This window comes from Nibrella saemangeumensis, assembly GCF_039541915.1.
GTDB lineage: Bacteria > Bacteroidota > Bacteroidia > Cytophagales > Spirosomataceae > Nibrella > Nibrella saemangeumensis.
The window spans coordinates 318,291-330,915 of the sequence record NZ_BAABHD010000032.1 but is presented as its reverse complement, the minus strand read 5'-3'; the positions used below and the strand labels follow the sequence as shown (position 1 = coordinate 330,915).

The window sequence follows — 12,625 nt, the reverse complement described above, 5'->3', positions numbered from 1 at the left end:
GAATTGATGTAAATTAGTTTCTGCAAAGTTGCAGCCCGCAGCGCTTTTCCTGTTTAGGCAAAACGGATATTGATTTAGGCAAGATGGATAAACTGGTCACGGACGACTGGGATAAACGGTTCAGCCGGATGGATCAGCGTCTGGTCCATAGCAGTGACCGGTATACCGAAGTTTCATTAACGTTTGAAGAGCCGGGTTTGGCGGCAGGAAGCCTTTCTCTTGTCAAGACACCCGGTATGGCTCTGAAGCAGATTGCCATTCGCTCCGAACGCCCCCTGCTGTTTTGTGATGTCAGTGATACCGAAGATGCTAACTCGGCGTTTATTCTGAGCGGAGGAATTGAATCACGCTTTTCAAACGTAAAAAAGCCGGTCGATTTCCGGCGTGAACGGCACGGCTTTCAGTATAATCCAAGCTTTCAGGCAGAGCACATCGTTCATTCGGGCCATTTCGATGCCTTCCAGATCACGTACGACTTACCGTTTTTCAGGGAGCTGATTCAATCTACAGAAACCAGTACGCTGGATAAAGTGGCAAATAGTATGGACCGCCGGGAGGTCTTTTTTGCCTCACCCGACCGGTTTGGCGTACAGCCGCGCATGGCCGACATTATTCAGGCGATCCGTACGTGTACGTTCCAGGGTTTCACCCGCTACCTGTTCATCGAAGCCAAGCTGCTGGAGTTGTTTGCGCTACAGGTCGAGCATATGGCACAGGCCAGCTTACAGCCGGCAACCGGTCAGTGGAGCCGGGTCGACCGGGAAAAGCTGGAGGCCGTCCGGGAGTTTATCGAAGCTAATTACCTGATGCCACTTACGCTGGCGCAGCTCACCCAGCAGTTCGGTCTCAACGAGTTCAAATTGAAAAAGGGCTATAAGGAGTTATTCAACACGACGGTCTTCGGCCACATCCATCACCTGCGGATGAAGAAAGCCCGCCAACTGCTGGCGGAGAAAGCTATGAATGTATCCGAAACCGCTTACTACATTGGCTACCAGAACGTCGGTAGTTTCTCCGCCGAGTTTAAAAAGCGGTTTGGCTACTCCCCCACCGGCAAGTGACGTTACACCCTGACCACAAACGTAAAAGCCGCATCTACTTTATCGGCTACCCGGTTTGTTTTCATGATAAGCGCCTGGTTGAAAATACCATCACGACGGTTACCGGACTCCTCAGGGAAATATAACTGGGTGGTCAGCACCGATTTGCCCGGAGCTTGAACTTTTACATGCAGGTGCCGGGTACGGCCGGGATATAAACCGGGCACAATGGTCTCCAGCCGGAAATTGCCCTTGGCGTCGGTATACTGGTGGCCGCGCAGTTGATACCCTTTGTTGTCGTAGTCACCGGCATCGTCGGCATGCCACCAGTCCAGCAGCGCCTTCCCGACAGCCTCACCCCTGGTGGTAAGAACCTTTCCGGTAATGATCAGGGCGGTGCCTTTCGTACCAGACTCCCGTAAACTGCTCCGCTCGGGCGAATTAGGTTTAAAATACGGGCCTTCGATCTGCGCGGGCGTTGGGTCTTCATCGTCACCGCAGGCCGGTGTAGGTTCCAGCATATGGGGAGTATGCCACGCAGCCTTTACCCGGCTGAAGAAGGGCAGCGTAGCCAGAAAGGTAAAAAATCGGCGTCTTGTGGTTTCCATGACTCAGGATTAACCGTTAGTTCAAAGCGTTCAGACTTGAACACTTGTCTAAGGTAGCAAAAAAATGGGGAATGATTTACAGGTACCCCACTTACTGAAGCTGACTGGTCAGCAGCGGCAGGCCTACAACAAATTGTCCGTTCTGTTCGTCAATCTGCACAGCCTCGTTGCCCAGCAATTGGTACTTCATGGCAATGTTGGTCAGCCCCACGCCATTGCTCAGTACGCGGGTTTGCCGGCGTTGCAGGTTGTTGCGCACCCGCAGGTACACGCTGTTTTCTTTCGCCGACGGGTGCTGGGTGAGCGTTACCGTTTCAATGGTAATGTGCAGGGGCTGATCGGCAGCTACTACATTATGTTTGATGGCGTTCTCCACCAGCAGCTGCAGGGTAAGCGGAGGTAACAGCGTGCTTTTGTGCGCTTCTTCGACGTTCAACTGCCAGGTCAGCCCCCTGCCGTACCGGGTACGCTGCAGGTGAAAATACGACTGGATAAACTGCAGCTCTGCCGCCAAGGTCGTCAGATTACCGTCGTTGGTCTGCAGCAGGTAGCGGTACACGCTCGATAATTCGCCGATGAACTGATCGGCCCGGTCAGCATCTTCGTCAATCAGCGACGACAGCGAGTTGAGGCTGTTGAACAGAAAGTGCGGATTTACCTGTTGTTTCAGGCTGTCGAGCTGGCTTTGCAGATTGGCCCGCCGGAGCCGGTCTGCCTCCGTCAGCGTCTGCGACCACCGCTCGAACGTATAAACACTTTCGTGTACGATGTTGACGATCAGGTTGCCCAGTACGCCCACCAGCAACGCGGCCTCCAGCCGCGAAGCATTGAATGTATAGCCGGGGAAATCCACCCAGTCATAGCCGTAGAAGAAAATCAGAATACCCAGTGACGACATAGTTACGTGGGCGGCCATCGCCAGCGCCAGCCGCAATCCGGTTTGCCGCACAGCCGGAAATCGCCGGCGGAGATAGATGGCGGGCAGAGCATGCAGGAAATATATTGGCGTCCAGAGTACGAGACTGCTCAGTGTCGCCCGCCCGAACAGACCAGGGTCCTGAAAGTAGCGGCTCCCAAACAGCAGGTAATTCAGCAGCAGATAGTACAGCGGCAGCACGCCAAGGGCGATCAGGTTGTCGTTCTGGGTGAACCGGGGTAGGCGCAAACGTTTCACAGGGGCAGGTTAGGCAATGGATTCGACCAGTTCAGATTTGACGGGGACCAGCGGCACCTCGACCGTAAAAAACTGCCCGTCGTCGCTGATGCGGGGTGGTCTGAGCCTTAGGGCGCTGAACCGGCTGGTCAGGTTAATGAGGCCGCCCCGCTGAACTTTTATAGGGCGCGTCTTTCGCTGAATTGAATTAGTCACCGTCAGCGAATCGGCCGAAACGGCTATGCGCATTTGCAACGGTTGCTGGCTGTCAATGATGTTATGCTGGAGCGCATTCTCAACCAGCACCTGTAACGTCAACGGCGGAAGCAGTCGTTCCGCATCGATTTGGTCTGTCTGCACCGTCCAGCGAATCGCCTGGCCGTACCGAATCTGGAGCAGATAGCCATACGACCGGATGAAGTCCAGTTCGGTCCGGAGCGGCACCAGCTGATTGGCATTCGCCTGGAGCAGGTAGCGGTACACCGTGGCCAGTTCATCGAGAAACGCACTGGCCACTTGCGGGTTCTCGTGTACAAGCGCCGACAGACAGTTCAGGCTGTTGAACAGAAAATGCGGGTTAACCTGACTCTTCACCCGATCGAGTTGCTGCTGCACCTGCGCTTTCATCAGGGCTTCGGCTTCGGTCATCGCGTGCCGGTAGAGGTGCAGGTAATACTGGATTTCGTAGTAGCCGCCGACGATGTTGGCGAACGCCAGCGCCATGCCCATTTGGATAATATACACGCGCGGAAATTCCGGTCTCCCTACCAGGCCGGTGGGATCAATTTGACTCACGCCAAAAGTTTCGAATGGCTGGAGGAGTATGGTCAGAAGGGTGTAGCCGCCAAAGGTCATCAGCACCCGTCGCCTGGTCTGTTCTTTCTGGGCGTAGCGCGCCCGCACCCGAAACACCCACCAGCGCAGCAGTTGCCAGGCCATAGTGGTGCTGCATAGCCCAAATCCGAACGTAAAAAAGACCAGCCGCCAGTCGAAGCCATATTCGCGGACATAAAAGTAAACGAATGGTACCACCGCCAGCGGTATACCGATGATGCGTAGCCAGGTATCGTCGGGGTTGGTGTGTAAAGGATTTGAGCTGTCGGCCTGTTGGTCGCGCACGGTAAGGTTAGATAAACGCTAATGAAGTAAAGATACAAAAATAGTAGGCTTACAGCGTTTTACGAAACGGAAAAACAGCTTCATGCCCGGTTCTGCACAGCGGCAACGCACCAATTCGGCTACTTATTAATGAGCGGTCGGTACCGATTTTTAAATCTGTAATTTTTTGCCATACTTAGCGATGCGCCAATCGTTTCGGGCCGCCGACAGCCATAAATAAAAGAACCTCAGTCTCGCATACTATGAAAGTGGTTGCTCTAAATTCACCGGTTAGTCAGGTGGTTCACCTGGTAGGCGATATTGTCCTGAAGCGGCTGACGGCCTATTTTGAACCGCATTCCTTTTCCCTTACCCAGTTTGAGAATGATCCCCGGTGGGCAGACGCAGACCGGTGGTTGCAATTGCCTCCGCTATTTTCCAACGATGAAAAGCTCATTCTGCTGCTCGCCGTGATGCCGCACCTCCAGCCGGGTTTTTACGAAAGCATAATGGCCGAAGCCCTGCCGCAGGGTGGCGAATTCGTAGAGTTCGGCGGAATGAAAGGAACGCAGCACCGGGGTATGCTCCCGACCGGCGAAACGGCCTTGTTCGTCCTGGCCGGCTCCGATCTGGAGCAGCGGATGCTGTGTCAGCAGTTGTTTACGGATGATAAGCGAATGGCCCGTTTCGGTTTACTCCGGCTGGAGTCGGTGAAGGAAGGGGAACCTCTCATGAGTGGCCGACTGCTGCTGGACCATGACTGGCTAAACAAGGTCCTGCTGGGCCGTGATGCCACACCCATTTTCGGAGCGGAATTTCCGGCCCGGCGCATCGAAACCCTCATGACCTGGGATGACCTGGTCCTGCACCCGCAAACGATGGAGCAGATTGCCGACATCCGGCTGTGGATGGAGCACAACGAACAGGTGATGCAGGACGCTAACCTGGCCCGAAAGATCAAACCCGGCTACCGGGTGCTGTTCTATGGCCCTGCCGGAACCGGAAAAACGCTCACCGCCAGCCTCATCGGCAAAGAGTTCGACTTGCCCGTGTACCGCATTGACTTATCGCAGGTAGTCTCAAAGTACATTGGCGAAACGGAAAAACACATAGAGTCGGTGTTCACACGTGCCAGTCGGAAGAAATGGATTCTGTTCTTCGACGAAGCCGACGCGCTATTCGGCAAACGCACCAATGTGCAAAGCGCGCACGACAAGTACGCCAATCAGGAAGTTTCGTACCTCCTCCAGCGCATCGAAGAGTACGAAGGGCTGCTCATTCTGGCGTCCAACTTTAAAAACAATATCGACGATGCCTTTCTGCGCCGGTTCCACAACATCATCCACTTCCCGGTGCCCAATGCCAATGAGCGGTACCGGCTCTGGACGCGCTGCCTGCCCGAATCGCTCAAGGCAGAAAACGAGCTAAACTGGGAGGCTATTGCCAGCCAGTACGAAATCACGGGTGCGGGTATTGTCAATGTCATGCAATATGCTTCACTCAAAGCGTTTTCCCGCCGGGCCAACACCCTGCAGCAGCGCGACATTCTGGAAGGCATTCGCAAGGAGTTCCGTAAAGAAGAAAAAGCGATCTGAGCCTGCACGCCCGGCTGCCCTGATCAGTTGTTAGGCTTATCCTCACAATCCAGGTCAATGGGCACTACAAACGGGTCGAGAGCCGCACTAAGCGCTTTAGCCACTTTCTGGCGGGCTTCGCTATCAGCATCGTGTATGGCCTGCACATGGGCCGCCAGGCCAGCTTTGCAACCCGTGTAATTAATGGGCAGCGTTACCGTACCTTTATAGGTGTTAAAGGCGGCTACGTGCTGGTCTTCGTGTGGCTTAATCTTACTATCGATGGTGTCCTTCACCCGTTGCTGCTGGCAGGGCGTTAATCCTTCGGGTACATCGGGTAGTGTTACATTCGTGGACACGTTGTAGGTGATCACCAGCTTACCCGTGACCGTCACGCATTCGGGTCCGCCACAGCCGTCGCAGTCTCTCGCCGGAATGGCTTTCAGGTTCTGGGTAGTACCCACGCCACCGTCAAAACTTGCCGTGGTCTCGCCCTGCACAGTAACGGATTTCCCGAAAACCGTAATCATCTCGGGGGCTTTCCCGAACGTGGAGAAGTCGGGTAAGGTTTCGGGCTCCCCAATTTTTTCTTCCTGCTGCTCAGCCTGTTGTTCCTGCGCAATTGCCTGTGGTCCGGGTGCTGCGGCTTCAGTGAGTTCCTCTTCGGAGGGGTTCATTACCTCGCCCTCGGTTTCCGGTGCCCGCTGAATGCCCCTATAGCCGTCCTGCCGCTGTTGCAGCACATGGGTCAGTTCGTGGGCCAGCAATTGCTTTCCTCCTGTGGTCTGTTCATTAAAGTAGTTCCGGTTGAAAACAATATGGTTCTGCCAGGTAAACGCTTTCGCATTCACGTCCCTGGCGGCCATGGTAGCCTCTTGGTCAGTATGGATGCGCACATCGGCGAAGCTACCGGGCAGTCGGCTCTCGAAAAAACTGCGGGTACCCTCCGGCAAGGGTTGGCCTTTGGCCCCGATGGTGTTCATGTAGCTGCTGAAAAAGGGCTTGACGGCCGCTACCGGCCCATGCTCCCCTTTTTTCTGGATCTTCTGCTTATCTTCATTCTCGCACTGCTCGCACTTGCGCTGAATCGCTGACTCGAAAAAGGGGGCATTAGCCTTACCGGGCGACGCTTTACGGCGGGCGGAGCGCTTTCGGTTGATTTTAGCGGGTATATTCATGGGCGTTTAGCGGATGCGGAGTTCGTTGAATAAGCGGGCGAATGCATCAAACGAAAAGTCGGGAAACAGCGTGGGCAAATGCGCCTTCATCCGTTGCGATACCGGGTTCTCTTCGCCTTCGATGAGTTCCCGTATCCCATACGGCCAGTACAGCATTCCTTTAGCCGCTACGCATAATTGTATGTAGCCATCCAGGTTGATTTCCAGTGGCATCGGGTCACTTTCAAAGTCGGAGTAGTACATCTGACCTTTTTGCTGCTCGGTAACGACAAGGCCAACCGCAGCTTCATCGGCGAAGAAGTCAACGGGGAAAAACCGGCGTCGTATGGAGTCAGCCGGGGTGGAGCTGAAAAAGGCAACTCCCTCCCAATTGGAAAATACTTTTTCGAACGGCAGCATATTGACGCTGCCCCGCACTTCCTCCGATTCGGGCGTTAACTCTCTGGGGGACCACTTGACCTCCCACCGGTTGCCCTGTGCGTAGAAATTCAGTACGTCCTCGGCCACGCGACCCGTTTTCCGAACCTGCGCCAAATCGGCTTTTTTAGCGGCAATATTGAAAAACAGGGCTTGCTGAACATTCAGGCGGCTGTTGGCCTGTAGCGCCCTGGAAAAATCATCAAGAAAAGGCTGGTATGTTTTCATAATTGTTTTTTGCTTAGGTCATCAGTCCCGGTGTAGCCGCCGACGTACCCCGGAATAGCTTCACATACTTTACATCGGCAAGGGCAATAATCTTGTTTTGCTCCGCTTCCGTCTTGAACACGCGGTGAAACGCATTGTTTTTGCGGGCATCGCTGAGTTCGTAATACGACGTAAACCTTGACTTACCGAATAGTTCACTGTTCTTTTCGTGCGCCAGCCTGATTTTATCGGCCAGTGAGCTGTCAAGCCCTTCAATGGTTGCCAGCACACTGGTAGACGCTTCGTTCAGGTAGATGGTCGGCCGGGCGGGTGTACCCTCCAGCACATAGGTGTTGGCCTCCTGTCCTACCGGATTCTCCACGGATGTATTCACAATGGCCTGTTTCCGCCCGAACGTACCGTTCTGGTTTTCCAGGATATACGCTTCACACTGAAGTTGCGTCGGCACGTTTACCTCTTCCTGGACAATCTTCAGTTTCTCGGCTGCCATCGGATCATCGGCTGGGATTTTGGACGCATTCTTCCCGTAGCCGTACACCGCCGTGACGTTATACTCGACCACGGCACCGGAGTTGACGGCCGCTTTCACCAGCGACTCAACTTCGCTTTCGTGATTTGAGTTACCCTCCCGCGACAGTGGTGTCAGGTTGGGCCATTTACCTTCCCCACCGATGTTTTCGTTCAGCAGGTGCCCTTTTACGTAATAGCTGGCCCCCCCGGCCTGCCGGCGGTTGTTTAGCGTCACATACGCCGGCAGCATCGACGCTGTAGGCGGTGACCCTTTCACCTTCTGCTGCTTATTGAGCCGCACAGCTTTCATGGTAATACCAAATCCGGCGCTCTGGACAGTGTTGTCAATCTGCGGCTCCCCGGCAGCTGCGGCATTTCCGAACAGCACGGCCGTTGGCACAGCCAGGTCGGCGAGCAGCTTCTCAACGTCGGCGAGTTTTGTCTCTTTACTCTTCTCTTTTTCCTCTTCGGTTTTGCCGTCCAGCGGTTCCTGGCGTTTGTCGTCAATCTGTTTCGCAATGCCTTTGGCCTCGCCTTTTGCCTTCACTTTTTTCTCATCGGTACCCACATCAACCAAATCGATGAAACTGGCATAGGCTGTTGGGTTACTGCGGACCATCAGCACCGGGCTGGTTTCGCTACCGGCAAAATACAGTTTATGCGGCTGCCCGTCGGCACCTTCAAACGGTTTTTCCAGGCCGAGCCAGCGTTTGATAGCGCTCAGGGCCTTCTTACCCAGGCTCACCAGACTCTCCAGAAACTGCAGGCCAAGACTAACGGCTTTGTCTACCAGCCAGTCAACCGCCTTATCTATTTTTTCGCGGAGCATTCCGATAACTTCTACCAGTTTATCGGCCACCTTATCCAGACCCACCTGGTTTGCGAGGAACCCAATCATGACGGGTATACCGCTCGCAGCGGTGCGCTCCAGGTAGTCGGCGGCTACTTTGATGTTGCCTGTGGCAATTTCGGCCACACCATTGACGAACGAGTTAATGATTTCAAGCAACTCCCTCAGGTACGCAATAAACGACTGCACGGCCCGGTAAATGGCAATGACACTGTTGATAACGGCCATGATACCCGTTGGGTCGAGCATACTGAGCAGCTTACCGATGACGGCATTCACAATCCGCTCCATAATCCAGTTTTTGGCCGCGTCCACAATCATCGACCACAGGTTGCTCAACTGCTCCTGAATGTACTCCCAAATGGCAACCGGTCCGCGTTCCATGACGTCTTTGATGAATTTCCAGATACCTTCGAGCCGGTCGATCCACAGCTTTATTTTGGCGACTTTCTCTTTGCCGATCTTCTCCTCCAGCTTCTTCCACACCTTATCCATAATCCGCTGCAGGCTGATGCCGAGGATCTCCATAACCAGTTTGAGAATACTCCTGAAGCTCAGGTCGGTTGGCCGCTGAATACCCAGCTCGCGCAACTGGTGGAAGAACCAGTCGGCCAGGCCGTTCAGCAGGTGCGTGATGATGTGATCGAAGAACTGAATAAAGCCCTGCTTGATGGCCCGCAGCAGGTTCATCAGGAAGCCAATCGGGTCGCGCTTGATGGTATCGAAAAGGGCAATAACCTTGCTGATGATGCTGCTGACAATGTCAATCGGGAAGTTCATGACGATCATCAGTATTTCGACCACAATCTTGATAATCTCGACCACGAAGGCCACGAGTCGCCGGACGGGCTGCAGGAACGTGCCCACAACCTTCCGGAATACGCCGATCGGGTTGAGGAAGTCGGTCCAGTCGAGCGACTCCCACAAGCCGGTAAACAGCCCGACGATATAATCCCAGGTGAAGTTTAGCCGCTTCACAGCCGCCGTGACCTTCTGCGTCATGCGGTCGATGGCACCGCTTTCCTTCATCTGCTGGAACTGCGCTTCGCCCCCTTCCATCAAGCTCAGGAAGCCGTGAATGAGATTCTCCGTATTGCGCTCCACCGTTTTACCCGTGAACGGGTCGCGTCCGAGAATAACCGTAATGAGGTAATACCCCCGCGTGTTCTGCGCAAAAGCACTCAGGCGTCCCAGCAGGGCATCTTTTAAAATGGTAAGCAGTTCAACAACGGTGTCGTAGATGAAGTCCGTAACGCGGGTAACCGGCCGCCGGAACGTATCCACAATCGTATTGAACGTATCAATGGGGTGGAAGAGCGAGTCGAACGTGAGTGTGTTCCAGAGCGTAATAAAGCCATTCTTGATCTCACTTACCGATTCGGTAACTACGCTGATACCCCGGTCTATCCAATCCGCACAACGCTTGAAGATACCGTTGGTAATCATCTGCTGCTTAATCTGCTCCCCACGCGCACCCAGCACTTTTAGTCCGGCGTTCAGAATATTGGTTCCGTCACGCTCCACGCGCTCGCCGTTGATTGGATTTTCGCCCAGCACCAGACAAAGTAATTCGAAGGCGTTCGGGAAATGATTCCGGACAAAATCGACCGCAAAGTTGATGGCAACGTCCTTCACCATGGTGAGGAAGGTAGTCGCGCATTCAGCCACAAAACTGAGGATGTCGAGAATGATGCCTTTGAACAGGTCGGCTACCCGGTCGATTACGCCACCGGGATCGCCCACATCGTCAAGGCTGAGGCTATCCCAGAATTGCTCGAATCTTGCACCAATACCCTTGATAAGTTCAATGAACCGTTCTACCGCTGACAGCAGCCAGTTAGCTACCGGGTCAGTGGCATTAAAGTAATCGAGCACGCGCCGGACCACGCCACCGCCACTACCACCGGGTAGTCGAATTAAATCAAGTACGGCATCCAGCAGGGTCCGGGCATTGCGAACAACCTCTTCGCCGGTAATTGGGTCGTAGCCGAGAATATAGCGCAATAGTTTGTAGCCGCGGATTTCCATGACGAAATCCCGGACTTTTTCCAGCACGAATTCCTTGGCTTTGTCGATTCCCTTTTCAATCCATCCGGCAATTTCATCGGCTATACCCGTAACGGCATCCCAGGCATCGCCGAGCCACGACGCCTGCACCAGTTGCAACCCGGCCGGGGTACTCCGTATGCGGGCGGCTAGTTCGGCGCGGGTCTGCACGATAAAGGCCTTCTGAGCAGCTTTACGTTGCACAGTCTCGTCTTCGTCGACCGGAGTTTCATCCGCAAGCTCGGCCTGCGGACTATCAGCCGAGCGCTGTAGTTCCTCCGACTCTTCCTCCTGCGGACCTTCTTCAGACCGCTGCAGGTGTCCGTCGGGCGTGACATGCCACGCGCTCAGGTCCGGCCTGGTCTGCACCAGTTCAGTTTCTGGGTCCTTACCCTCACTTTCTTTGCGCTGCACCCTGAATTTGTCCCTGCGCAGTTCTTTCAGCGAGCGAGCTTTGGTATCTTTTTCAGCCCCTTCGGCATCCCGCAGTTCTCCCTCCATGAGGGTTAAAGGATTAAAGAAGCCCGTCCACTGACTCAGCGGATGGGTGCGCGTCTGCACCTGAGCTCCGAGGTTATCCTCACCAGCCGTATTGCCGTTAAGGGTGACTACGTTGGCACTTGGGCCGGCCCCATCTGCTTTTTCGACCAGCGCATAGTGGGAATTCTGGTTGCGGTAGGCGATGTCGCCCGGCTTGGGTATATGGCCGGGCGGGTAGGCAGCTTCCGGGGTAACGGCGCGGCCACCAAGCGTCCATTTCGGCATGGGTACTCCTCCCTTATTGAGCGCCCAGAACACATAAATACCGCACCAGCTTGGCATGGCGTCGCGTTCGGCCCGCACGTCGGGCGGTTGGTTGGCTACCTGGCCGTTATACGTATCTTTTTTCTTGATGTACTGCTCACTGACCGTACCCTGCTCGTAGCCGCTGCTGCCGAAGCCGCTAACGACCTTATCCTCGCCCATTGCGGTTTTGAAGTATTCGAGCAACCGCTGCCAGCCCAGTCGGTAGCCGTCTGGCCCCTCGGCATTGGCGTTCACCTTTCCTTCTTCGGCTTTAGCGAAACGGAGGGCCTGGTTAAGCTGGGACACCGTTGATTCCTGCCGCTGAATGGACTTCGGCTGAATACTTGTGAACTGGTGTTTGGGGGTAACGGCCGGGGCTACGGGACTGGCTCCCTGCTGAATGGTATGGGTCAGTTCGTGGGCCAGCAGGGTTTTGCCGGTGGAGGAATCTGGGTTGAACTGCCCGCTATTAAAGTAGATATGATTGCTGTGGGTAAAGGCATGGGCATGAATATCCCGGCTCATCTGTTGCGCGGAAACGTCCGTGTGGATGCGCACCCCGGAGAAGTCAGCCCCGAAGCGGTCTTCCATGAAGCTCCGGGTTGACTGGGGTAAGGGGTTTCCGCCTGATGAGGTATTATGCAGGCTTTCCTCAAACTGTTGGCTGACGAGCGGGGAGCCCCGCCCACTGCGCTGCACAATGTCGGACGGATGAATAGCTATGTTTTTGCGCTGAATAGCCGGCTGGTTGAAGGTGTCCGGCCCTGCATCGTATAAAAAGCCAGCGTTTTGATCTTCATACCGCTGCAAAGTATTGATTCGCTTCGGCTGAACGGCTTCTTCCTCCCGATACTCGTCGGCCATACGGCTGATGGTCAGCGGTTCTGCCTTGGCCTGTACCTGTTCTTTCTCTTCTTCATTTATAGCCTGCCGGGCGAGTTCGGGCGCTTCAGCGGGGGAAGTGCCAATGAACGCAGTCTCCGGCATGCGCACTACCCGGTCGGCGGTGGTATCGGCTTCCTGTTCGTACACATCGCCGGGTGTGCTCACGCTCAATTTGGGTTGAACACGCACAGGTGCAAAAAAAGATTGGGTTGTGAGGGCAGGTTCCGTGGTATGGGTTTTGCCGAAAAAAGG

The 12,625-nt window shown here is 54.7% G+C and carries 8 protein-coding genes; 2 read left to right on the top strand and 6 right to left on the bottom strand.

Annotation, left to right across the window (positions count from 1 at the left end; translation table 11 throughout):
- Positions 1-83: 83 nt before the first annotated feature.
- Entirely contained in the window at positions 84-1,061 is a 978-nt protein-coding gene (locus tag ABD949_RS18010) for a helix-turn-helix transcriptional regulator (protein ID WP_345245482.1), read from the top strand.
- Between the two features lie 2 nt (positions 1,062-1,063).
- Here the strand turns inward: ABD949_RS18010 and ABD949_RS18005 are convergent, their stop codons facing one another.
- The 3 genes from ABD949_RS18005 to ABD949_RS17995 form a co-directional block, all read right to left on the bottom strand.
- A complete protein-coding gene (locus tag ABD949_RS18005) occupies positions 1,064-1,648 on the bottom strand; it encodes a dioxygenase family protein (protein ID WP_345245480.1) in 585 nt (194 codons plus the stop codon).
- A 91-nt stretch (positions 1,649-1,739) separates the two neighbouring features.
- On the bottom strand, positions 1,740-2,822 hold the full coding sequence (locus tag ABD949_RS18000) for a sensor histidine kinase (RefSeq protein WP_345245478.1): 1,083 nt from the start codon (positions 2,820-2,822) through the stop codon (positions 1,740-1,742).
- 9 nt (positions 2,823-2,831) lie between these two features.
- On the bottom strand, positions 2,832-3,920 hold the full coding sequence (locus ABD949_RS17995) for a sensor histidine kinase (RefSeq protein ID WP_345245476.1): 1,089 nt from the start codon (positions 3,918-3,920) through the stop codon (positions 2,832-2,834).
- Positions 3,921-4,162: 242 nt separating this feature from the next.
- On the opposite strand from ABD949_RS17995, the gene ABD949_RS17990 reads away from it, so the two are divergent.
- Positions 4,163-5,494, top strand: coding sequence for an ATP-binding protein (locus ABD949_RS17990; protein WP_345245474.1), 1,332 nt, complete (start codon positions 4,163-4,165; stop codon positions 5,492-5,494).
- A 23-nt stretch (positions 5,495-5,517) separates the two neighbouring features.
- On the opposite strand, the gene ABD949_RS17985 is transcribed toward ABD949_RS17990, so the two are convergent.
- From ABD949_RS17985 to ABD949_RS17975, 3 genes are read right to left on the bottom strand one after another with little or no spacing between them, the layout of a single operon-like run.
- Positions 5,518-6,651, bottom strand: coding sequence for an eCIS core domain-containing protein (locus ABD949_RS17985; protein ID WP_345245472.1), 1,134 nt, complete (start codon positions 6,649-6,651; stop codon positions 5,518-5,520).
- Positions 6,652-6,657: 6 nt separating this feature from the next.
- Positions 6,658-7,296 (bottom strand): hypothetical protein, encoded by a 639-nt coding sequence (locus tag ABD949_RS17980; RefSeq protein ID WP_345245470.1) that lies wholly within the window; start codon positions 7,294-7,296, stop codon positions 6,658-6,660.
- 13 nt (positions 7,297-7,309) lie between these two features.
- Entirely contained in the window at positions 7,310-12,562 is a 5,253-nt protein-coding gene (locus ABD949_RS17975; RefSeq protein ID WP_345245468.1) for an eCIS core domain-containing protein, read from the bottom strand.
- Positions 12,563-12,625 lie beyond the last annotated feature (63 nt).